Annotated in this window: 18 protein-coding genes and 2 pseudogenes; 18 read left to right on the top strand and 2 right to left on the bottom strand. The window is 33.9% G+C overall.

Translation table 11 applies throughout. The features are described 5' to 3' along the window. The first annotated feature begins 172 nt into the window (after positions 1 to 172). The 5 genes from dxs (at position 173) to spoIVB (ending at position 6,853) form a co-directional block, all read left to right on the top strand. Positions 173 to 2,065 (top strand): 1-deoxy-D-xylulose-5-phosphate synthase, encoded by a 1,893-nt coding sequence (gene dxs, locus BCI01S_RS09745; RefSeq protein WP_047941356.1) that lies wholly within the window; start codon positions 173 to 175, stop codon positions 2,063 to 2,065. 7 nt (positions 2,066 to 2,072) lie between these two features. After that, a complete protein-coding gene (locus BCI01S_RS09740; protein ID WP_047941122.1) occupies positions 2,073 to 2,903 on the top strand; it encodes a TlyA family RNA methyltransferase in 831 nt (276 codons plus the stop codon). Between the two features lie 292 nt (positions 2,904 to 3,195). Continuing rightward, on the top strand, positions 3,196 to 3,645 hold the full coding sequence (ahrC, locus tag BCI01S_RS09735; protein ID WP_047941121.1) for a transcriptional regulator AhrC/ArgR: 450 nt from the start codon (positions 3,196 to 3,198) through the stop codon (positions 3,643 to 3,645). A gap of 16 nt (positions 3,646 to 3,661) precedes the next feature. Further along, on the top strand, positions 3,662 to 5,350 hold the full coding sequence (recN, locus tag BCI01S_RS09730) for a DNA repair protein RecN (protein WP_061798446.1): 1,689 nt from the start codon (positions 3,662 to 3,664) through the stop codon (positions 5,348 to 5,350). A 210-nt stretch (positions 5,351 to 5,560) separates the two neighbouring features. After that, positions 5,561 to 6,853, top strand: a complete 1,293-nt coding sequence (gene spoIVB, locus BCI01S_RS09725) for a SpoIVB peptidase (protein WP_047941119.1) — start codon at positions 5,561 to 5,563, stop codon at positions 6,851 to 6,853. A 62-nt stretch (positions 6,854 to 6,915) separates the two neighbouring features. On the opposite strand, the gene BCI01S_RS09720 is transcribed toward spoIVB, so the two are convergent. Then, complete coding sequence (locus BCI01S_RS09720) at positions 6,916 to 7,830, bottom strand: 1,4-dihydroxy-2-naphthoate polyprenyltransferase (protein WP_047941118.1); 915 nt, start codon at positions 7,828 to 7,830, stop codon at positions 6,916 to 6,918. Positions 7,831 to 8,305: 475 nt separating this feature from the next. Between BCI01S_RS09720 and spo0A the strand changes: the two genes are divergently transcribed. The 8 genes and pseudogenes from spo0A to BCI01S_RS24720 form a co-directional block, all read left to right on the top strand. Next, positions 8,306 to 9,088 carry a sporulation transcription factor Spo0A gene (gene spo0A, locus BCI01S_RS09715; RefSeq protein ID WP_047941117.1) on the top strand — a complete coding sequence of 261 codons (783 nt, stop codon included), beginning with the start codon at positions 8,306 to 8,308 and terminating at the stop codon, positions 9,086 to 9,088. A gap of 292 nt (positions 9,089 to 9,380) precedes the next feature. After that, a complete protein-coding gene (locus tag BCI01S_RS26345; RefSeq protein ID WP_309325049.1) occupies positions 9,381 to 9,617 on the top strand; it encodes a hypothetical protein in 237 nt (78 codons plus the stop codon). Between the two features lie 1,665 nt (positions 9,618 to 11,282). Beyond that, positions 11,283 to 12,479, top strand: coding sequence for a DUF262 domain-containing protein (locus tag BCI01S_RS09710; RefSeq protein ID WP_061798444.1), 1,197 nt, complete (start codon positions 11,283 to 11,285; stop codon positions 12,477 to 12,479). Further along, complete coding sequence (locus tag BCI01S_RS09705) at positions 12,469 to 13,092, top strand: HEPN domain-containing protein (RefSeq protein ID WP_061798442.1); 624 nt, start codon at positions 12,469 to 12,471, stop codon at positions 13,090 to 13,092. Before BCI01S_RS09710 ends, BCI01S_RS09705 begins: the two co-directional genes overlap by 11 nt. 168 nt (positions 13,093 to 13,260) lie before the next feature. Further along, on the top strand, positions 13,261 to 13,587 hold the full coding sequence (gene tnpA, locus BCI01S_RS09700; protein WP_061798441.1) for an IS66 family insertion sequence element accessory protein TnpA: 327 nt from the start codon (positions 13,261 to 13,263) through the stop codon (positions 13,585 to 13,587). Further along, positions 13,577 to 13,852: an IS66 family insertion sequence element accessory protein TnpB gene (gene tnpB / locus BCI01S_RS09695; RefSeq protein WP_082810040.1), complete on the top strand. Its 276-nt coding sequence runs from the start codon at positions 13,577 to 13,579 to the stop codon at positions 13,850 to 13,852. Before tnpA ends, tnpB begins: the two co-directional genes overlap by 11 nt. 142 nt (positions 13,853 to 13,994) lie before the next feature. Next, positions 13,995 to 15,532 (top strand): annotated as a pseudogene (gene tnpC, locus BCI01S_RS09690) (IS66 family transposase). A gap of 48 nt (positions 15,533 to 15,580) precedes the next feature. Next, positions 15,581 to 15,760 (top strand): annotated as a pseudogene (locus BCI01S_RS24720) (transposase); the annotation flags it as partial. A gap of 2,589 nt (positions 15,761 to 18,349) precedes the next feature. On the opposite strand, the gene BCI01S_RS25920 reads toward BCI01S_RS24720, so the two are convergent. Beyond that, complete coding sequence (locus BCI01S_RS25920) at positions 18,350 to 18,535, bottom strand: hypothetical protein (RefSeq protein WP_061798434.1); 186 nt, start codon at positions 18,533 to 18,535, stop codon at positions 18,350 to 18,352. 458 nt (positions 18,536 to 18,993) lie between these two features. Here BCI01S_RS25920 and BCI01S_RS09675 point away from each other — a divergent pair, with 458 nt between their 5' ends. From BCI01S_RS09675 to lpdA, 5 genes are all read left to right on the top strand, one after another. Continuing rightward, positions 18,994 to 19,194, top strand: coding sequence for a cold-shock protein (locus BCI01S_RS09675; protein WP_047941113.1), 201 nt, complete (start codon positions 18,994 to 18,996; stop codon positions 19,192 to 19,194). 116 nt (positions 19,195 to 19,310) lie between these two features. Next, positions 19,311 to 20,033: a glycerophosphodiester phosphodiesterase gene (locus BCI01S_RS09670; protein WP_047941112.1), complete on the top strand. Its 723-nt coding sequence runs from the start codon at positions 19,311 to 19,313 to the stop codon at positions 20,031 to 20,033. A 255-nt stretch (positions 20,034 to 20,288) separates the two neighbouring features. Further along, on the top strand, positions 20,289 to 21,899 hold the full coding sequence (locus tag BCI01S_RS09665; protein WP_061798432.1) for an AAA-type ATPase lid domain-containing protein: 1,611 nt from the start codon (positions 20,289 to 20,291) through the stop codon (positions 21,897 to 21,899). 23 nt (positions 21,900 to 21,922) lie between these two features. After that, the gene (gene buk / locus BCI01S_RS09660; protein ID WP_047941110.1) at positions 21,923 to 23,014 is read left to right on the top strand and encodes a butyrate kinase; all 1,092 of its coding nucleotides are present in this window, start codon (positions 21,923 to 21,925) and stop codon (positions 23,012 to 23,014) included. 6 nt (positions 23,015 to 23,020) lie between these two features. Then, positions 23,021 to 24,445: a dihydrolipoyl dehydrogenase gene (lpdA, locus tag BCI01S_RS09655; RefSeq protein WP_047941109.1), complete on the top strand. Its 1,425-nt coding sequence runs from the start codon at positions 23,021 to 23,023 to the stop codon at positions 24,443 to 24,445. Positions 24,446 to 24,503 lie beyond the last annotated feature (58 nt).

The raw sequence follows: 24,503 nt of genomic DNA, 5'->3' as shown, positions 1-24,503 counted from the left end.
ATACATATTTAATAATACGAATAAATTAGGTTTTTTGATAAAAATAAGGTATTCTAATAAATAATACAATCTTGACAAAAAGAAATGGTTAAACGGAAGGAAGATATACCAATTAATCAGTGGTTTTCATCGCTTTATTGGTTATATACTGAATGAAAGTGAGTTGTTACAAATGGATTTAATGTCAATAGAAAATCCAGCATTTTTAAAAGGATTATCGAACGAGGAACTGAATATCCTTAGTGAAGATATCCGTCACTTTTTAATTAATAGACTTTCTCAAACTGGCGGTCATATTGGTCCGAACTTAGGAGTGGTGGAATTAACCATTGCTCTTCATAAATGTTTTGATAGCCCAAAGGATAAATTTCTTTGGGATGTAGGTCACCAATCTTATGTTCATAAAATATTAACTGGCCGTGCTAAGGATTTCGATACGCTTAGACAATACAAAGGCTTAAGTGGTTTTCCAAAAATGAATGAAAGTGAGCACGACGTATGGGAAACAGGTCATAGCTCTACTTCCTTATCTGCTGCAATGGGTATGGCTGTTGCAAGAGATTTAAAAAAGGAAGATTCCTACATCATTCCTATTATTGGGGATGGAGCTTTAACAGGGGGTATGGCTCTCGAGGCACTAAATCATATTGGCGATGAAAAGAAAAACATGATTGTTATCTTGAATGATAATGAAATGTCGATTGCTCCAAATGTTGGTGCTCTTCACCAAGTATTAGGCAGATTAAGAACTGCTGGGAAGTATCAATGGGTAAAAGATGAACTAGAAATGCTCTTAAAGAAAATTCCTGCCGTAGGTGGCAAGATGGCTGCAACTGCTGAAAGAATTAAAGATAGTCTTAAATATTTGTTAGTTTCCGGTGTTTTTTTCGAAGAGTTAGGTTTTACGTATTTAGGTCCAGTAGATGGTCATGATTATAACGACTTATTTGAACAGCTAAACTATGCAAAGAAAACATCTGGCCCAGTTTTACTGCATGTCATTACGAAAAAAGGCAAAGGATTTTCTCCAGCTGAAAAGGATAAAATCGGTACATGGCATGGAACAGGTCCTTATAAGATTGAGACAGGAGATTTTGTAAAACCTGCTATCACTGCACCTGCATGGAGTAAACTAGTGAGTGATACAGTGTTAAAATTGGCAAGAAAAGACGAGCGAATCGTTGCCGTTACTCCTGCCATGCCAGTTGGTTCAAAATTGGAATCATTTGCAAAAGAATTTCCTAGTCGAATGCTTGATGTCGGGATAGCGGAACAGCATGCTGTAACATTAGCAGCTGGACTTGCCACACAAAAAATGAAGCCGTTTTTAGCCATTTATTCGACATTTTTACAAAGAGCATATGATCAAATGCTTCATGATGTTTGCCGCCAGAAATTAAATGTCTTTATTGGCATCGATCGTGCCGGCTTAGTAGGAGCAGATGGAGAAACCCATCAAGGTATTTATGATATTGCGTTTTTACGTCATATGCCAAACTTGGTTTTAATGATGCCAAAGGATGAAAATGAAGGGCAGCACATGGTAAATACGGCTATCCAGTACAATGATGGCCCAATTGCGATGAGATTTCCGCGGGGAAATGGGATTGGTGTGGAGCTTGATTCTACATTAAAGACGATTCCAATTGGTACATGGGAAGTATTAAGAGAAGGTTCTGATGCTGCAATTCTTACATTTGGAACAACGATTGAAATGGCAATGGAAGCAGCCAGCCAGCTTGAATTACAAGGGATTCATGTTAAAGTGGTAAATGCGAGATTCATTAAGCCGTTAGACGAGAAAATGCTTTCTGACTTATTGAAAAAGCAAATACCAATTTTAACGATTGAAGAAGCAGTACTGCAAGGCGGATTTGGAAGTTATTGTATCGAATATGCCCATGACCATGGTTTTGGAGCAAATGTAATAGATCGCATGGGAATTCCAGATGAATTTATTGAACATGGAGATGTAAATTCATTATTAGAAGAAATAAATTTAACAAAAGAGGAAGTTGTAAAAAGAATATCAGCCATTGCTAGAAAAAAACAAAAGAGGGCTTAGAGCATTCATGAAGAAAGAAAGAATTGATGTATTATTAGTTGAGCAAGGTTTATTCGAAACAAGGGAAAAGGCAAAAAGAGCTGTAATGGCTGGGATTGTCTACTGTGAAGAGAATAGACTAGATAAACCCGGTGAAAAAATAAATACAGATTCTAAGTTATCTGTTAAAGGAAAGACACTTCAATATGTGTCAAGAGGTGGCTTAAAGCTTGAAAAGGCACTTAAAATATTTGATGTCGATATGAAAGATAAAGTCTTACTTGATATTGGCTCCTCGACAGGAGGATTTACGGATTGTGCCCTGCAAAATGGTGCAAAACAATCTTATGCATTAGATGTAGGCTATAATCAATTAGCGTGGAAGCTTAGACAAGATGAACGTGTGATTGTCATGGAAAGAACCAACTTTCGTTATGTAACTCCTGTCGATTTAAAAGGTGAGATGCCGAATATTGCTTCAATTGATGTTTCTTTTATTTCGCTAAAGCTAATTTTACCAGTTTTAAAGACACTATTAGTATCTGGCAGTGATGTTATTGCTTTAGTGAAGCCGCAATTTGAAGCTGGAAGAGAACAAGTTGGGAAAAAAGGGATTGTCAGAGACCGTAAAGTCCATGAGTCCGTTTTAGAGAAAATTATAGCTTTTTCTATAGAAGAAGGATATATTGTTAAAAACCTATCATTTTCACCAATTACAGGCGGAGATGGAAATATTGAATTTTTACTCCACCTCTATTGGGATGAGCGTGCAGAGGAAAAAACGCATTATTTTCAAATAAAAGAGACGGTAGAAGCGGCACATTCCGAATTGAAAGCAAAAAAAGAAACGGAAGAATAAGCTATGTAAAAGGGTTTGACTGCAGCAAGAGAACTATTAGTAACGTGGGATGCTAATAGAAAGGTTCTCCATGCAGGCTGACCCTTTTTGGTTTGTCTATCATGAATAAAGATAGAGCGGAGATGTAATTTGTTTTCTTTGTTCTTGTAAAAAGACGAACAAACACGGTAAAATAGATAAAAGGAAGATTGTCTAAAAAAATCGAATGAACGTATGATAAGGAACAAATACTTTTAATAAAAAGTGATACATATGGAATAAAAATGATAACCAATGATAAAGGATGGAATATATGAATAAGGGCCAGAGGCATATAAAAATAAGAGAAATCATTACGAATAATGATATCGAAACACAAGACGAATTAGTAGATGAACTGAAAAGTGCTGGATATAATGTAACACAAGCTACTGTATCAAGAGATATTAAAGAGCTGCATTTAGTGAAAGTGCCACTTCAGGATGGCAGATATAAATATAGCTTACCAGCTGATCAGCGCTTTAATCCATTACAAAAATTAAAAAGAATGTTAATGGATTCCTTTGTGAAAATCGATTCAGCTGAAAATTTGCTTGTCCTAAAATCACTGCCAGGGAATGCACAAGCGATCGGAGCATTAATTGATAATCTTGATTGGGATGAAATATTAGGAACGATTTGTGGAGATGATACTTGTCTAATTATTTGTCGCACTGCAGATGATGGCAAGAAAATTAGTGATCGTTTTCTTGATATGCTTTAATTTGGGGGGACATTAATTGCTAAGTGAATTATCGATTAAAAATTTTGCAATCATTGAAAGTCTATCCATATCATTTAAAAAGGGACTGACTGTATTAACTGGTGAAACAGGTGCAGGAAAGTCTATCATTATTGATGCGATCAATTTATTAGTTGGAGGACGCGGTTCGGCGGAATTTGTTCGCCATGGAGAAGAAAAAGCAGAAATAGAAGGGCTATTTTATATAGAAGACGGTCATCCTTGTTTTCAAAAAATGAATGAGTTTGGTATCGATATAGATGAGGGTGCTATTGTATTAAGAAGAGATATAGCTTTATCTGGTAAGAGTGTCTGCCGGATAAATGGCAAGCTTATCACAATCGCTGTATTAAGAGAAATAGGTTCCACTTTAATTGATATTCATGGTCAGCATGAACATCAAGAATTAATGGATGAAACGAAGCACTTACAGTTGCTGGATACTTTTGCAATGGGAGAATTAGCTCCTGTTTTAGAAGAATATGAAGAAATTTATCGCTCTTATACTCAAACTCAAAAGAAACTAATGAATTTAACAGAAAATGAACAGCAAATGGCTCAAAGACTTGATTTATTACAATTTCAGTTTAATGAAATTGAAAGTGCTCATTTGAAAATTAATGAAGATGATGAGCTGTTAGAAGAAAGGAAGAAATTAAGCAATTTCGAGAAAATTTATGATAGCATACAAACAGGCTATACTGCTCTTAGGGGAGAACAAAAAGGGCTGGATTGGCTTGGTGAGGTCATGGGGAATATGGAGGAAGCTGCAAGCTTAGACACTGAATACAAGGATATGGCTGAGTCTGTCTCCAATAGCTATTATATTTTAGAGGATATTGCAAGACAGATGAGAAGTGCTTTAGATTACCTAGAATATGACCCCGAAAGGTTAAATGAGATTGAAACAAGACTAAATGAAATCAATACCTTAAAACGCAAATATGGAAAAACAGTAGCAGAGATCCTAGAGTATGCTGCAAAAATAGAGGAAGAATTAGAAACATTACAAAATAAAGAAACCCATATCGATTTATTGGAAAAGGAGTTAGCTTCTCTTAAAAAAGATCTTTTAGTGGAAGCAAAGGAATTGACTGCCTTAAGAAAGAGAGCAGCTCTTCGTCTGACAGATAGTATTCATCAAGAATTAAAAGAACTCTACATGGAAAAGACTGTTTTTGAAGTAAGAATTCATGCTGATGAGAACAATGTTACGAAAAAAGGGATAGATGAAGTGGAATTTTACATTTCTACAAATCCTGGAGAACCGTTAAAACCACTATCCAAAATTGTGTCCGGTGGAGAGCTTTCCAGAATGATGCTTGCTTTAAAAAGCATTTTCTCTAAGCATCAAGGGGTGACATCCATCATATTTGATGAGGTAGATACTGGGGTGAGTGGAAGAGTAGCACAAGCAATCGCTGAAAAAATCCACCATGTGTCGGTTGATTCTCAAGTGCTCTGTATTTCCCATCTGCCGCAGGTGGCAGCAATGGCAGATACCCATTTATTTATCGCAAAAAAAATTGAGGATGGCCGCACATCTACGTCTGTCACACCATTAGTGCAGCAAGATAAGGTAAAAGAGATCGGACGAATGATTTCAGGAGCGGAAATTACGGAATTAACAAAAAAACATGCAAAAGAACTGTTAAAATTAGCGCAAAAAGCTAAGAATAAAATATAGACACGTAAAACCTCTGTATATGTGCAGAGGTTTATTTTATTCTTATGAAGAGTTGTCTATTTAATGGTGCGTGGGAAACTAATTGCAAGGATTATCCATTATGGGTAGGTATTTAAAATTTTTAACAGTTATAAATGATGCTGTTACAGGCAAACTTATAAATGTAGCCGGAGAAGTAGTGGTGAAAAGAAGCGAGGAGAGTGAAGTGAATTGAAAAGTGATATCCTTAGAAAAATAATTGGTGGGATTCTCCTTGTTTCATTAATATCTTTAGTATGTAATCAATCATTTCAAGAATATCTTCATATCCCAAAAAGCATTACATTGTTTGAAGGACAATCAATGGAGATCAACAATAGTGAGGCGATTTCTGTGACAGCAAATGTGGCAGACGAAGATTCGGTTGTTGCATTAAGTCAAGAAAAAGGGAAATTTTCTTTGCAAGGAAAAGTTAGTGGGAAAGATGAGATGATGCTTGAACTTGCAGGTTTTCCAATAAAAAAAGTGGATGTGAATGTTCTTAAAGACTTTAAAGTAATTCCCGGTGGTCAGTCCATTGGGGTGAAACTAAATACTGTTGGCGTACTGGTGGTAGGGCACCATCAGGTAAATACAGAAGAAGGAAAGCAATCACCTGGTGAAAAGGCCGGGATAAAAGTTGGCGATATGATAGTCGAAATAAATGGAATGAAAATAGAAAAAATGGCAGATGTAGCACCTTTTGTTCAAAAAGCAGGCGAAGGAAACAAACCTTTAGAGTTGGTTGTAAAAAGAGAGAAAGAGGAGTTTAAAACAAAGTTAATGCCCTTAAAGGAAAAAGGGGATAACATATTTAAATTAGGGCTTTATATAAGGGATTCAGCAGCTGGGATTGGAACAATGACTTTCTATCACCCAGATTCCATGAAATATGGAGCTTTAGGACATGTAATCTCAGATATGGATACAAAAAAACCAATCGTTGTGGATGATGGAGAAGTACTAAGATCTACTGTAACAAGTATTGAAAAAGGAAGTAACGGAAATCCTGGTGAAAAATTAGCGAGATTTTCAGAAGATAAAGAAATAATCGGGGATATCAAAACAAATAGTCCTTTTGGAATATTTGGTGTATTAAATAAACAAATTAAAAATGGAATAATGGATAAGCCGATGCCGATTACGTTATCAGACCAAGTGAAAGAAGGACCAGCGCAAATTTTAACGGTTGTGGATAATGATCAGGTGAAGCTATTTGATATAGAAGTAGTAAGCTCTGTACCTCAAAAGTATCCTGCAACAAAAGGGCTAGTCATCAAAGTGACAGATAAAGAATTATTAAGCAAAACAGGCGGTATCGTTCAAGGAATGAGCGGAAGTCCAATTATTCAAGATGGTAAGGTCATTGGTGCTGTAACCCATGTATTTGTAAATGATCCGACAAGCGGATATGGAGTTCACATTGAATGGATGTTAAATGAGGCAGGAATCGATATATATGAAAAAGGGCAAAAAGCTTCATAAAAATTAAAATGTCTCATGTAAAAGGATGAATCGACAATCCTTTTACATGAGACATTATACTACTACATATTTTGCATGATAAAATCTAACAAATAACCAACTGTGATAAACAATCCAAACATGGTGTTTGTTAAACCAGTGTTTTTCATGGCAATCGGTGTTTGGCTTCGATCTCCTTTGAAGCCCTTAATGGCATCTAATGGTTTTTTGAAACTAAGCAGTACGATTAATAACCAAGGACTAAAGAAACCGAGAGCAACGAAAATAATAATCCAGAGGTAGGATAAGATAAATAATGCCGCAAGTAGGTTAACCGCTTTGTTAAAGCCGATAAGTATAGCAATCGTTTTTCTGCCGCCTAATGTATCCTCTTCAATATCTCTAATGTTATTCGATAAATTAATCGCACCAATAAGAATAGCGATTGGAACAGAAATAAGGATGCTTTCTTGGCTAATGTGACCTGTTTGGATAAAGAAAGAGATAAGGATGAAGATACATCCCATACATATGCCAGAAAACACTTCTCCAAAAGGTGTATAAGCTATTGGAAGCGGGCCTCCTGTATATAAATAGCCAATCGCCATACCGAGTAAGCCGACTAATGCAATCCACCAAGAAGTATTAGAACAAATATAAATACCTAAAAGTAGTGCAAGTATATATAGGCTGATCGCCATATTTAAAACTAATTTTGGCTTCATCCCATGATGAACAATTGCTCCGCCTATTCCTACTGAATCAGCAGTATCAATTCCTCTTACATAATCATAGTACTCATTAAATAAGTTGGTTGCGATTTGAATAATCAAACAAGCAAACATCATGGCAAAAAATAAACCCCAGTTTGTTGAGGCATGAGGGAAAGATAATACCGTACCAATGGAAACTGGTACAAAAGAAGCTGTTAACGTATGCGGTCTCGTTAGCTTCCATAGTATTTTATAAGTGTTGTTTTCCTTAGTGACGTTCTCCATAAAAAAATCCTTTCTATACTTTGGGAAAATGAAAACACAAATACTTAATAAATTTGTGCAACCTTTATCTGTTTTATGCAGATAAAGGTAAAAACAAAAAAACTAGACGTTTTTTTGTCCAACTTTAATAATACCGTATAAAGTTGTATCCCAACAAGAAAATATTCATAAAAAAGTCATAATTTTTTCTTCCAAATAAAGAAGTGTTTGGCTATATGGAAGATAAGTAACTTGATTGCTTTTGCTATAGCCTAGTGTTGTGTATAATATAGCCATAAAGATTTTTCGACAAAAAAATGAAATGTATCGAAATCAGTCGAAAACGTGAGAAAATGAGAGAATTAATAGGGTTTTTCCTATTTTTTAAGTTTTTTTTATAAAATCAAAGGATTTTTGGTTGCTTTGTCGAAAATGTCCTTTAGAATAAAAATATAGATAAAATTAGAGACATTTGGATTGAGGGAGGAAACAATCGTTGAAGAAAATAAAAGTATGCATTGTTGATGACAATCGTGAACTGGTAGGATTATTGGAAGAGTATATAGATGCTCAGGACGACATGGAAGTAATTGGTGTAGCGCATAACGGCCAGGAGTGTTTAGAACTAGTGGAGCAGCTTGAACCAGATGTGATGGTGCTAGACATTATCATGCCTCATTTAGATGGTTTAGCCGTATTAGAAAGAATGCGTCAAATGAATAAACCTATGCCTAACGTGATTATGTTAACTGCCTTTGGTCAAGAAGATGTTACAAAAAAAGCGGTTGAATTAGGTGCCTCTTATTTTATTTTAAAACCGTTTGATATGGAGTATTTAGCAAGCCATATTCGCCAAGTAAGTGGCAAAACAACCGGATTTGTCAGAAAATCTTCTTCTTCTTTCAAAACACAAGAACCAAAAACGAAGAATTTGGACGCAAGCATTACAAGTATTATTCACGAGATTGGAGTTCCTGCCCATATTAAAGGATACCTCTATTTACGCGAAGCCATTTCCATGGTTTATAATGATATCGAATTATTAGGATCCATTACAAAAGTATTGTATCCAGATATCGCAAAGAAATTTAATACAACAGCAAGCCGAGTCGAGCGGGCAATCCGTCATGCCATTGAAGTGGCATGGAGCAGAGGCAACATCGACTCCATCTCATCCTTATTCGGCTACACTGTCAGCATGTCTAAAGCAAAACCGACTAACTCAGAATTTATCGCGATTGTGGCAGATAAATTAAGGCTGGAACATAAGGCTTCTTGAGAGGGTTAGGGCTGTTGGTAGGAGAGGGTTTTTAACACAGAATGTAATCAGTTAACTACTCAGAAAGATAACCAATAAACTACTGAACTAACCACTAAATAACTGATATTCAAGGCAATAAATACTGAACATTCTTTTAGGTAGTTTATCCATGCTAAATAAAGGAGTGTTCATTTTTTATGTCAGGTTTTAATTTCCAGTTAGAAAGTTTTATGCTTACCTGCTCAAGTAAAACCTCTCTAAAAAAACCTTAGCAAGTTATGAACAGAGTTTAAAACTGTTTGGGCATAATTTGAAAGAACAGTTTAATATTGATGATGTTGAAAAGGTGAAAACTGCTCATATTAGACACTACATAAAACATTTGCAGGAAAGAGGAAAATACACTGTAGTTTCTAATGAAAAAAGCAGAGAGACAAATCATCCAATAAATAGAACTGATTACAGTAAGTCAATAAGTGATACAACAATTGCAAATTATGTAAGGTATATTAAAGTTTTTTACTATCTGTTCAATGTTGAAAATTAAAAATAAAAATCCTATTGAAGGTGTACATAATATTAAGCAACAGAGGAAACAAAAAAGTTATTATCAAGAGAAGATATATTAGCAGTCCAATCCCATTACAATATCACCACTTTTCGATTATCCAATAACTAGATTACTGTTGGATACTGGTATGCGGATTGGGGAATAATGTCTTGCACTTTGGATTGAGCATATTGACTTTAAGAATAAATCTATCAATTAAGAAATGGCTTTGCTAAGTATTATCTACTTAATGGTAGAGACTTTGCTACTTTATCAAGGATATTAGGATATCATAATGCATAGGAAACTCTGAAAGCATATTTGGATTTTACAGAAAAGGAAATAGGGCAGAAATATCAAAGCATTGTCCAGTTACATATTTGGACATAAAAAAAGTTAAAGAAGGATTGCAATTAGAATTCACACTAACAGACAGATATCTTAACAAGGACCTTTAGGCAAATCCCTTTAAAGGTCTTTTTTTGATTTGTTTTTTATAGTGCTTTTATATGTTTATTCTTTAAAAAAATTGTTAAAATAAGGAAGAGAAGAGAGAGGGAGATATAGTGAAAAAGAGAAGATAAATAAAGAGGTATAGATATACCAAAGATAAATTCAATTTTAAAGAGAAAAAGGAAGAAAGTAAGGATAGAGAAAGATTTAACTGGCCTGATACTAGCTTAATAATTGGATTTGTAACAATTATGGGATATTTTATAGCTTATACATATAAAAAGGGTTTTTTAAGCTATTATGGAGTAATCTTCTATATTTATTAGCCAAATTGACATAATTACAATACTTATATCAATAATTACTCTTGGTGCTGTTGCAATTGTTGCATATATCAGTATTGTTCAGTTTTATAAGATGCTAGAAGAGTTTGAAAACACTTTCATAAAATTGTTTAATAGAGAAAACTATCAATATATAGTCATTTTGATTTTCATATATTTTTTGGACAGTAGATTGGCCATATTCTTTAGTATTCTTTTTTATTATAATGACTTATATTACTCCTTTAATAAGATATAGGGATACACAGGGATATAGAAATAAAATTGAACAAGCAATTATGAGAAGAAGAAAGGGGCAACTACAAAAACTTATTTAGTGTTTTTAAGTATGTACCAAGTCAAAGAATTGTAATAGTTCTATTTTGTTTCTTTATTTTTATATCCTGTATTAACTATTGTTGTAGTTAAAACTGCTGAAATAAAAAAGGATTATTACATTGTCAATAAGAATGATACAAATTATTTAATTATAGACAAGATTAATGAAAAGTTAATTGTTGCTCCAATGAATACAGAGAATTACACAATGAAAAAGGAATTTCAGGTAATAGGAATAAGTTCAGATTTAGAAAATGAACTATCAATTAAGTGCATAAAAATAGATAAAAAAATTCAAGTAGTAGATAAATAAAATCTTAGCTATTAAATGTTTTGAATGCACTGTATAGTTTTGGTTTAAAAACCTTTATTGTAAGTTGCATTGATGTTTAAAAAAATAATTTTATTAATAAAATTATCAATGATTGATATTCCATTTAATGTAAGAAAAAATATAAATTCATCTGTCGATTTTTGTTTATTAATGGTATTATAAATAGTAAAATAACACTATTTTATTTAAAGGGATTGGGTGAGGAGTTAGTAAATGGTTGAAAATACATTAGAAATAAATAAACTAGGTTATCAGGATGGTATAGAAGCGGCAAATATAGAAAACGAAGAAAATGATCCTGAGTTTTTGGAAGAAGTAGAAGTTACAACAAGAGGAGTAGACTTTTCCGTCCGTGAATTAGTAACAATGCTAAAGGAAGAAGAACTTATTACCCCAAAGTTCCAACGCGAATTAGTTTGGGATAAAAAAAGAAAATCTCGTTTTATAGAATCCATACTATTGGGATTTCCAATACCAGGAATGTTTTTTTCAGAAAAAGGCAATCATCAATTATTGATCATTGATGGGCAGCAAAGGTTAGGTGCTTTAAAAGAATTTTTAAATAATGAGTTAAGAATCTCAAAAAGTGAACAAATAAATCCTAAGTGGAGAGGTAGCTTGTTCAAGGATTTAGAACCAGATTATCAGAGGAAAGTAAGAACTACTAACATAAGAGCCTCAGTGTTTAGAACATTACCAGAAGAAGAAGAAAATAATATAGCACTATATGGATTATTTGAAAGAATTAATACTGGAAGTGTTCAACTAAATGCACAAGAAATTAGAAATGCGATTTATCCAAGTTATTTCACTGAACAGGTAAAAGAAGTAGTTGATAACCCTATTTGGAAGTCTGCTTATAAAAATATAGATTTAATAACTGCAGAACGTATTGATATTGATAACCGATTACATGATCAAGAGATTATTACAAGGTATTTTATGTTAAATGATAAGTATAAAAATGAAAGCTTAGACTCAGATATCTCTTTTAAAAAAGAATTAACTAAATTTCTATTAAAAATGTCTAAAATTGAAAATGAACAAATTGATAGAGAAGTTAAAGAGTTTTTAATTAAACTAAATTGGCTAAAAGATCAAGGTAATTTTTTGGGTTTCCTTTTTAGAAAACCAAAAGAGGAACTTATGGAAAAGTATAAAATAAGTTTAAATGTAGATGAAATAGAACCATTTTATAAGGGAAAAAGGTTTCATACTGCCATTTTTGAAGCAATAATGACTGCTATTGATGCGAAAGAATTAGAAAAGCTATCATTTGATTTGAAAAAGTACTTAACACTCCTACAAGATCAAAAGTTTCTAGAAGCGATTACTGTGCATACAAATAAATTCGCAAATATAAATTATAGAATCGAAACAGTAAAAAAGGTGCTGCAAGATGAATCTTGATGGATTGGATAGTATAGTTCAAGTAATAGAAGATGAGGATATAGATGAAGGTAGTATTAATATTGATCAGGAATATAGTTGGTATGAACAATCTTTAAATAACTTAGAAGCTTTTATACAAGTTGAAACATATGTTTCTTTTGAAAAAATCTTGTCAAATTTAAAGTCGTTAAAACAAACCCCGCCTCTTGAAAGAAATACAGATTTTTATAGTTTACTTAGTTCTTACTCACTAATTTTGTTAAGTTCTACATATGATATTGCGGTTAAAGAGATTTTTAAATATTCATTAAAATCTTCTTTAAGTGTTATTGAAAGTGTTTCTAGTGAATATATTTTTGAAGTTATTAATACTAAAATACTAAATAGATATTTTACAAATATTAAACATGAAGTTGTAAAAAAATCTCTTTTAGTAACTGCTCCTGGTGATCAAAGAATTCAGATGAGTATATCAAAAATTAATGATTTGATAACTGTAAGAAATACATTAGCTCATGGAATAAATCCTGAAAATAAAACGCACAATGATTTAGAAGAGGCCCTTGAAGCAGTTCTATATTATTTAAACTGGTTTAAAGATTATCTAAAAAGTGAAAAGTTATTATTTTAATGTGTGTTTCAGTATTAATAAAAAGTTAAGGGAGCCATCCATAGTGAATGGTTCCCTTAATTGGTTGAAGAATTCATTGCTAATGAGTAAGCGTCAAACCCTTCCCACATGTTCATACACAATAAATTTTGAGATAATCTCTTCAAATATATTGGAGGAGGTTTTTTCATGACCAGAAGCCATAATTTAGAACTACGAAAAGAATTGGAACAGAGAATTTCTGACTACAAAGCGAGTGGTCAATCCCAAGCTAAATGGTGTGATGAAAATGGGATAAGTTATCATCCATTTGGATACTGGAAGAAAAGGCTTAAAGATCAAAGTACGGAGAAAACAAACAATTCTTGGGTTCCAGTAATCATAGAGGAACCTAAAACAGTGCGATGTGAATCGCTACTGATTAAGGTTGGCTCTGTTTACATAGAAGTGAATTCAGGCTTTAATTCAACACTTCTCACAGAAGTGATAAAGGTACTGAAAGAACATGTTGAATGAACTGACTGTTGATCACGTCTTTCTAGCAAAAGGAAGTACGGATAGGAGAAAATCGATTGATGGATTAGCTGTACTTGCTCAAGAAGTTTTTGAGCTAGATCCTTTTTCTCCTAATCTATTTGTATTTTGTAATAGAAAGCGAGATAAAATGAAGATATTATTTTGGGACAAAAATGGTTTTTGGCTCTATTATCGCCGTCTAGAAAGTGGCCAATTCCAATGGCCATCTGATGACCAAAACACAACCGCTCTAAAAGTAACCTGACAACAATTACGCTGGTTATTGGATGGACTTGGCTAGAACCATCATCTAATCGATACGTCTATTAGATAGAGACAATTTATCTGTTTTTTCGTATATTAGAACATATGAATAAGAAAAGAAAAAACTCATCTCCTACACCTACATTGAAGAACTTCTCGAGCGCGTTCAACTTCTTGAAAAGCACAACGCAGAACTAGAGGCGAAGTTAGAAAAGGAAAAATCTAAATCGGAAGCCAAGATTAATTGGTTAAAAGAGCAGCTTCGCCTTTATCAATCTAAGCGTTTTGGTGTTTCCAGTGAAAGAACCTTTACTGGGCAACTGGTATTAGCTCTTTTTAATGAAGTGGAAAAAGAAGCAAACCGCGAATTACCAGAACCTACAGTAGAAACCAACACCTACAGCCGTCGTAAGAAACGTGGCCACCGTCCATTGATGGTAGAAAACTTGCCTGTGGGAACGATAGAATATAGTTTACCCGAAGAAGAGCAGGTATGTTCGTGCTGCAGTGGGAATTTACATGAAATGAGCCCAGAAGTCCGTCAGGAATTAAAATATATCCCTGCTGAATTGAAAATAGTGAAGCATGATCGCTATGTTTATTCCTGTCGACATTGCGAACAGTAAGCGATGGAAACTCCAATCCAAACGGCGCCAATGCCGAAACCAGTAATATCAGGTAGCTTAGCTTCTCCATCCATTTTGTCACATATCATGAGTCAAAAATATGTAGAAGGACTCCCTTTATATCGCCAGGAGAAGCAATTTCATCGAATGGGATTAGCATTATCTCGCCAAACAATGGCTAACTGGATGATCTATGGAGCAGATCGATGGTTGACTCCATTATATGATCGAATGCATCAGCTCCTATTAAAGCTAGATATTATACATGCGGATGAGATTACCCTGCAGGTACTTCGTGAACCTGGACGTCCAGCCACTTCTAACTCCTATCTATGGTTGTATAGGACAGGAATGGAAGGACCACCTATTGTTCTCTATGATTATCAAGAAACCCGTACCGGTGAAAACCCGAAGAAATTCCTTCATGGATTTAAGGAATATTTGCAAGTTGATGGGTTCGCTGGTTATCATAAGGTAGAGAACGTCACCATTGTAGGCTATTTAGCCCATGCGAGGAGAGCATTATCAGACGTATTGAAAACGTTGCCTGAGAACAGTATGAAACCAGTCACTGCGACCGAAGGTCTACAATTCTGTAACCAACTTTTCTCTATTGAACGAAAGCAAAGTAAACCAGTATTAGACGCTTTTTTATCATGGCTAAAAATCCAAGAACAAAAGGTATTGCCTAAAAGCGGAATTGGCAAGGCTGTGACATACTGTCTCAATCAATGGGATAAATTAGTAGCCTTTTTGGAGGATGGTCGATTAGAAATCGATAATAATCGAAGTGAACGGTGGATCAAGTCAGTAGTCATCGGAAGAAAGGCGTGGCTATTCAGTAATACACCGCAAGGTGCTAGAGCCAGTGCCGTCATATACAGTATGGTGGAGACAGCAATCGCAAATGGACTAATGCATATTACTATCTTCGCTATCTATTTGAGCAGCTTCCCAATATGAATTTGACAGATATAGATGCCTTAGGCATAGTGCTTCCTTGGTCAACAACTTTACCCGTTTCTTGTATCTCTTTTAAAAAGATATCTAAATAATAACTTAGGCTCCATCTAAATTAATAGGTGGGGCCTATTTGACCTTACAACTGGTTGCGTACACTGAGTTTTCCATCTTCCTACAAAGGCATTCAAATCCAGACGATTCGCACTCGTTTGATTGAAGTAGCGAGTAAATTGGTGAGATCCGGACGTTCACTGTATTTCAAAATGTCCTCTAGCTTTGTCTATGAACGCTTCTTTTGGGACGTTCTGAACCAAGTGTAGCAGCTGAAATTTACCTAATTATCCCTTTTTAAAAAGTCGAACCTGTACCAAGGGATAACTCTATCCAAAAATCGGTTTTCTCGCGAGACTTGTTTCAAATCTTCTCTAATTAGTCTATTTTTTGGATACAAATTTACCTTACCATTATAAATCTCATGAAATTATCAAAAATTTAGATTGCGATGAATAATTCAGGTATAATTTAGTTTTTTTTATTAATTAGATTAAGTAAGTGACTCCCAATCAAACCAATTACAGATAAATCGATTATTTTAGTGATTAAAACATGTGTTATGTGAATTATTCGTATAAAAAAATTTGTGTTTATCACTTCAATTATATAGGAGATATTATTCTCTCCTATTAACGGTTGGGTGAAGTGAATTGTAAATGATAAATAAAAGTAATCAGAAAGAGGGATGCTTAAATTACTTGTATAAACTGAATAAAACATGCTATATATTAAGGCGAAAATTATATCTGTTGTTAATAAAACAAGCAAAACTGAAAGTATTAAAGCGATACTTTTAGTAATTAAGCTTCGTTTTGTAGACGATTCAATCGACATAATTGTGTTTGAGTGTCTAATAATATAAATTAATAAACTATAAAGGTAGTAAAAGAAAATTAAAACAAGAGGGATAAGTACTAAAAACGCAAAAAATTCTTGATTATTAAACACTGATTCTAACTTTGTTATTTCTGATATTTTCAATAGAGAACTATAGCCCATTCCATAAAGGACTACTTCGATATTTACAAATAAGAATTGATAGAATGGTTCAAGTTGTTTATTTTTTTTCAGTAAGTATACACTTACAAACTTCCTTAACAGAAATATCAATGGAAATACTAGTGAATTTACGAATACTCTAAAATATATATAATGTGATAAAAAAATAAGTATAAACGATTCAGAAAGTACAGCTTTTGTAAATAAAATATTAAAAATTTGATTGTTCATGATTAGTCCTTTTTGAGTAAATTATAACAAATTTTGGTTGTTGTATAAATTGTTATTTCTACGACTTTATTCAGTGACAAAGTAATTAACCTGAAAGGTGGTGATAAATTAGCATTAGGATATGAAATCCTGAAGAAACTATTAGTTAACGCCCATTTTTAATAATCTTTTAGCTATCTTTTTATAATTTCCATCCTTAACATATTGAACCAAAGTTGTAATAGCTGCAATTGATAAAGTATCCCTATAATTATCCTTTATTTTTTTCAAATACAACCATCAATTTTATCTCGCTTATTTTGACTTGGATATCAAGAAGGAGTTCTACTAATTGAAAACGTACCTCTTAAGCCCCGAAATGAAATTGGACAGCTCTAATGTTTATAAAGAATTTTGTTTATTCTTTTATCGTTTATCCTGTTATCTTCTTTACTGTATTTTTACTATATGGGATATTTGATGATAGACCTTATCATAGTACTCCATCTGAAGTAGCAATTATTCTTTGCATCTACTACTTTTTCCTAAGTGTATATCATGGAATTATTAAAAAGTGGACTAAAAAAGAGAATGAATCTTAGTGAAGGAACCAAATTATTCTTCAAATTCTATTAATATAGTTAATTTTTATAAAAAGCCCTAATTGGGCTTTTTATATTGAAAATAAAGTAAAAAATACTAAGGATATAGTGTGTTTTAAATGTTAATATGGAAACTTAACAAATAGAAGAAGATGTCAACTTATAATTATAAAAGTAACTATTAGAAATCAACTATATTCAATTTTGAATCGGGGTTACTTAAAAGGAGAGTTTATAATGGAGACTATCGCTATAATGACTTTATGAGTGGAAATTACAAGGAAGAAAAATACTACGCATCCAAAAAGAATAGTAAAAAAAGTGATTTAGTAAGGTAATTAGGAGAATATGAACATCCATTACTATTCCATTACTAATTGCTAAACGTACATTTGCTGCTAGTCCTGTAGCTATTCCTGTAACTGCTACTGAATTTGCTGGTCATACAGCCCATGGAAACACTGGCTCATGCATTAGATCCATTAGTTGATGTCCTTAGTGCGCTATCTTTTCCAGTTGCTTCAGTAATTATTGCAGATGGATGTTTCTTCTTTATGTAAAACCAACCAAAATGTAAAAAAAGTAAACATTCTCTTTGGATTTAACCAATAAATCTTTACCATCTCACCCAATGAATCATTTGATTTGCTGGGTTTTGTTTTTGTTGCAGCATAGGTAAGATAAAAAAGGACCTAAAAGTTCAAAAACAACCTACTTGGGTCTTTGTGGATAGTTGACTTTATAAACAGCTTTACTGCTATGAAAGTGATTCAGCACTTTTTTTCATGAATTCATAACTATCTTTATGTTTGAAATCATTCTTGCTATAATTTAAGCTATTACAAGTAAAAATTAAATTCTCGAGCCAGTCTAAATCCTTTTGTTTGCATGCTGAAATACATTCTTGTTCTATATAAGGGATAGCTATTGCTTTTCCGAGTTCACGAAAAAGCTCAATTGCGTCAAGAGAACCTGGCCAATTTCTATCTTGCCATAATCTTGCTAATTTAGGTAAAGCTTTTTAATGTTTGGATATCTCATTTTTTATAATTTTACACCATTTTCCCAGCACTCTTTTCCGTATTTAGAAATAATTATATCGGCTTTATCTGGAGGCAAATTAATTAGAAAGTCAATTGCTATCTCTTGATTTTCTTTAGGTAATAGCCAGTTTAAATTATATACATAATATAAAATTTCAGCATCCTCTATTTCGTCAATCTTAGACATAATGGTACCTCTCTGTTACTTAATTGGATTATGTTTTAATATAACAACCTAGTCTATTTTAGCCATTCTATCTTTAGATTAATGTTTTATTCGAGAGGGATTAGGGATTTCATATAAAATTTTTTCAAGATGGGAAGCAAATAGGAACAAAAAGCAATGGGGACAACGAAATACTAAAAAGCAAGAAAATGAAGCGCTTTAAATAGATAGAAAAAAACATTCCCATATAGTTATATTACCGCGATTATTTAACTGAGTAATCCAAAATAAGGAATTTATTTTAAAAAATTGAAAAATAATCGTTCAAAGATTTGCTTTCTGCAGATTAACCTGTTACTATTAAGGAGACTTATTTTTGTTCTTTAGAAAATAGTTGAGAAATACATATTTCTTTATTTTTTACTACGAGCAAGGATAGTAATACATTTGTGCATAAAGCACATAGGAGGAAACAAGAAATGGCTACAGGTAAAGTAAAATGGTTTAACGCAGAAAAAGGTTTTGGATTCATCGAAACAGAAGAAGGACAAGATGTATTCGTACATTTCAGCGCTATTCAAACTGAAGGTTTCAAAACTTTAGACGAAGGTCAAGAAGTAAGTTTTGACATAGAAGAAGGTCAACGCGGACCTCAAGCTGCTAACGTAGTAAAAAACTAATTTAACAAAAGTAATACAGGCTCTGACTTAGGTTAGGGCCTGTTTTTTTCATCTGACCAAAAACATTACATAAATGGCCATATATAATGAAGTTCTACATAAGGAAGTGATTTGTTATGACGAAAATATTTGCACACAGAGGTTTTTCGGCACATTATCCAGAGAATACAATGATGGCTTTTATCGAGGCAGAAAAGGCAGAGGCTGATGGGATTGAAATTGATATTCAAATGTCTAAGGATGGGGAAATAGTCATCATCCATGATGAAAAGGTAGATCGAACAACGAATGCTTCTGGCTATGTGCAAGCATTCAATTATAAAGAGTTAAGATCATTTAATGCAGGACATCGATTTAAGCAAGTCGAGAATGAGCCTATTCCCACTTTAATCGAATTGTTTGATTGGATGCAAGATAATGACATAATCTGCAATATTGAAATGAAGAATAACAAGATTGCTTATGAAGGAATGGAAGAGAAAACAATTGCTCTCATCCGCAAATACGGTTTTGAAAAAAGAATTATTTTCTCCTCCTTTAATCATTATAGTCTCGTACATACCTATCGCATCGCTCCAGAAATTGAAACGGCCCCTTTATTGTCTGATGGAATTTATCAGCCTTGGATTTATGCCAATGCTATAAATGCCAAAGGATTTCACCCTAATTATAAACGGATAAATCGAGAGATAATAAAATCTTCAGAAGAAAATAATATTAAAGTTAGGGCATATACGGTAAATAATCCGAAAACGATGCAAGCATTAATGGATGCTGGAATATCTGCCATTATTACAGATGAGCCAATTATTGCACGAACTGTCCTGACACAATCATAATATAATGGGTTTTCTGCTGTAATCTCTAGTTTAGAGAAGAGGCGGAAAACCTTTTTTTGCGAAAAAAGAATTCTTAAGCAACTATTTGAATACTTCTCCTTAACATGTTAGCGATCTCAAAATGTTAAAACAGACATAACCTTTTTACTTTTCAGAAATAAAAGAAAATGGGAAAAAAATTGCATATTTTTTAGGGAGTAGGTATAGTATAGATATGAAATATATTGCACGGATAGACAGATGGGAAGTGTGCGAATGATTGATCGAATGATACAGTCAACCTCTTATACGCTTTTTGATGAAATAAAGGAAGGCATAATTATAATAGATGATCGCGGCGTTATCTCTTATTTCAATAAAAGTGCGCAAAGTTTGATGCAGAACCAATATCCGCTTCAAATGGATCAGCATATTTTATCCGTTATCCCTAACAGTGGGATGATGAGAGTATTACATACGAAAAGAATAGAAGAGCAGAAAAAGTTTGCTATTTCTGAAGCGGATTATCTTCTTATTTCCCGTTATCCGCTAATAGGAAAAGATAATAATGTAATTGGTGCTGTAGCGGTTTTACAAGAAGAAAGCCAAAAAAGACAATGGATTGATAAAGATAACCTTCAAATGCTGTTAACATTGCTTTTGCAAAAAAGTGCAGAAGCCTATCTTGTAGTAGATGAATTTGGCCATATTGTTATGCAAAATTCGTCATATAAAGAATTGGCTGTTCTCCTTGATCAGCAAAATAACCATCAATTAATGAGAAAAAATAGAGAAGAAGTCATTCAAACAAGAAGAGATGCAGAAATAACCATTCAGACAGACACCTTATGTTTAACGGTAAAAAGTACACCTATTATGGTGGATGGGAAATTAAAGGGCTGTTTGCAGATTCTTCATAATGAAACAGAAACGGCTCAATTAAAAAAAGAACTTCAACAGACAAAAGCCATTATCCGAGGATTAGAACAGAGCTTTCAGTTTGATGATTTTATATATAAGTCGCCATCCATGAACTTCGCTATTGAACAGGCAAAGTTGGCGGCAGGGAGTAAACAGGTTATATTTATCCGCGGAGAAGAGGGAACTGGTAAATTTATGCTTGCTAATGCCATTCATAATTGGAGCGAAAATAAGTTTCATCTATTTAAACGGATATATCCGCAGAAGAATCGAGAACAATTACGAGCATTTTTAAGTACAATGAATTCTTTATCAAAAGGAACCGTATATCTTGAAAATATTACCTGTTTATCGATGGCAGAACAAACCTCTCTATTAAATAGACTGAAGGAATTAGCACAGGAAGAGAAGAAACTATCCTTCCGCTTGATTGTTTCCTCCCCTATTAAGCTAGAAAAAGCATTAATGGCAGGGGACTTTTTAGAAGAACTTTATGATGAATTAATGAAATCAAATATATACTTACCACCTTTAAGGGAACGCAAAGAGGATATTTATCTGTTAGCGAAACATTTTCTTATCGAGTTGAACAAAGAAAACGGAAGATGGATAACAGAGATTGACCCAGAAGCACAAAAAGCTTTGAAAAATTATGGTTATACAAGGAATATCCTTGAATTAAAGGCAATCCTCCAGCTTTCGGTGATACAAGCTAGGGAAGAAGATTCCGTGCTTAAAGTAGAGCATCTCGCGCTTCCGCAAGTAATAAAAAAACAACAAGCGGAATTTCAAGAGGATGCTAATATAGAAAATCAACCATTATCTGTCCTGGTAGAGAAATACGAGAAAGTTATAATCGAACAGACATTGAGAAATCTAGATGGAAATAAAACACTAACAGCTAAAACATTGGGGCTGTCAGTCCGCAATTTATACTATAAATTGGATAAGTATCATTTAAATTAATTCTTTCTTAGGGGCTTATTAAAATGAGGAAATATCGTATATTGGTCATAAACCCACGGGCAGCAGTAACCGAAATCGCGTTATATGAAAATGAAGTACCGATTATTGTAGACGATTTACATCATGATTACAATAAATTGCTAGAATTCTCTTCGATTGTTGCTCAATATAAGTATCGATCAGATGAGATTTTGTCTTATTTGGTGAATAAAGGAATAAACCTTTCCAAATTGGCAGCTGTTTGTGGAAGAGGTGGGCTCCTTAAACCAATTGATGGTGGAACTTATTCGATAAACGCTGCTATGCAGGAGGAGCTGTTTGCCCAAACAAGAGGAGAACACCCTTCCAATTTAGGAGCACTTATCGCTTATGAAATTGCTGAACATTTAGAGATTCCTTCCTATATAGTTGATCCAGTTGTTGTCGATGAAATGGACGATATTGCAAAGATTTCTGGATATCCGAGCATTACAAGAAAAAGTGTTTTTCATGCACTCAATCATAAAGCAACGGGAAGACGAGCAGCGATGGAGTTAGGCAAAAAATATGAAGAAGCACATTTGATTATTGCCCATCTTGGAGATGGAATTACAATCGGTGCACATGCAAATGGAAAAGTGATAGATGTAAATAATGGCTTAAATGGGGAAGGGCCATTTAGTTTGGAGCGGTGTGGTACTTTGCCTCATGGTGATTTAGTTGATTTATGCTATTCAGGTAAATTTACATATGAAGAAATGAAGCATCAATTATTGTATCATTCTGGAGTAAAATCCTACCTTAGTAAAGCGCCTGAAGGTTCTTTTGATATAGAGGAAGAGCTTGGTAAACGAGATAATCCCAATATTCTTATTTATGAGGCGTTAGCTTATCAAATTGCTAAGGAAATTGGCAGTGCGAGCACCGTGCTTTTTGGCAAAGTAGATGCCATTATCTTAACAGGTGAACTAGCCTTTAGTAACCATTTTGTAAAATTAATTATGGAACGTGTTAATTGGATTGCAGATATAATGATATATCCAGGTGAAAACGAACGGCAATCTTTGGCAGAAGGTGTGTTAAGAGTATTACGTAAGGAAGAGAGACCAAAAGAATATGGAGAAAGAGAGGAGTGAAGATAGATGGCTAAAGAGTATGATCTTGTCATTTTAGGAGGAGGAACGGGTGGTTATGTTGCAGCGATTCGTGCTTCTCAATTAGGTTTAAAGACGGCAGTGGTTGAAAAAGGCAAATTAGGTGGAACGTGTTTACATAATGGCTGTATTCCAAGTAAAGCGTTATTAAGAAGTGCAGAGGTTTATGCAACAGCGAAAAAAAGCGAGGAATTTGGGATTATCACCTCGGATATAAGATTAGATTTCAATCGGGTGCAAGAAAGAAAATCCACCATTATTAACCAGCTTTACAGCGGTGTTCAGTATTTAATGAAAAAAGGAAAAATTGATGTTTATGAAGGCAATGGTAGAATAATGGGCCCTTCCATTTTTTCCCCCATGCCAGGTACTATTTCGGTTGAAATGAATAATGGAGAAGAAAACGAAATGCTGATTCCGAAACATGTAATCATTGCAACGGGGTCTCGGCCAAAAAGCTTACCTGGTCTAGAGATTGATGGTTCGACTGTCATTAGTTCAGAGGAAGCGCTGCAAATGGAGAAACTTCCTTCGTCCATTATAATCGTTGGCGGTGGAGTAATAGGGGTTGAATGGGCCTCTATGCTTGCTGATTTTGATGTGAAAGTAACTATTTTAGAATATAGTGACCGATTGGTGCCAACAGAAGATAAGGAAATTAGTAAAGAATTACAAAGAATCCTCAAGAAAAAGGGAATTCAGATTGTAACAGGTGCTAAAGTACTTCCAGAAACTTTGCAGAAGAATGTGGATAAAGTAATCATTCAAGCAGAAAAAAATGGTGAGTCCCAGTCATTTGAAGGGGAAAAACTGCTAGTATCTGTAGGCCGCATAGGAAATGTAGAAGGAATTGGTCTTGAAAATACCGACATTGCGGTTGTTCAAAATCAAATTCAAACAAATGAATACTATCAAACGAAAGAATCGCATATTTACGCAATTGGTGATTGTATAGGAGGATTACAGCTCGCACATGTTGCCTCCCATGAAGGGATAATCGCAGTGGAGCATATAGCCGGTGAAAAACCACATCCACTGGATTATAAAACAGTTTCCAAATGCATTTATACAAGTCCTGAGATTTCCAGTGTCGGATACACAGAAGAAGAAGCAATTGAGCTTGGGTATAAGATAAAAAAAGGCAAATTCTCCTTTAAAGCGATTGGAAAAGCGCTTATTTTTGGAGAACAAGATGGTTTTGTCAAAATAATTACTGATCAAGAAACCGATGATTTATTGGGTGTGCATATTATAGGTGCCCATGCAACAGATCTTATTGGAGAAGCAGCTCTTGCCAAAGTGCTAGACGCAACAGCCTGGGAAATTGGGAATACGATTCATCCCCATCCAACACTGACAGAGGCAATTGGCGAAGCAGCCCTTGCTGTTGAAGGGGAAGCCATTCATGGTTAATAAAGAAATCAAAAAATAATGTCTAGCTAAATAGGGGGAACAAACATGAATCAATTAG

The sequence above is a fragment of the Niallia circulans NBRC 13626 genome (assembly GCF_001591585.1).
GTDB classification, from domain to species: Bacteria; Bacillota; Bacilli; order Bacillales; family Cytobacillaceae; genus Niallia; species Niallia circulans.
This window is presented reverse-complemented; position numbering and strand designations above follow the sequence as displayed.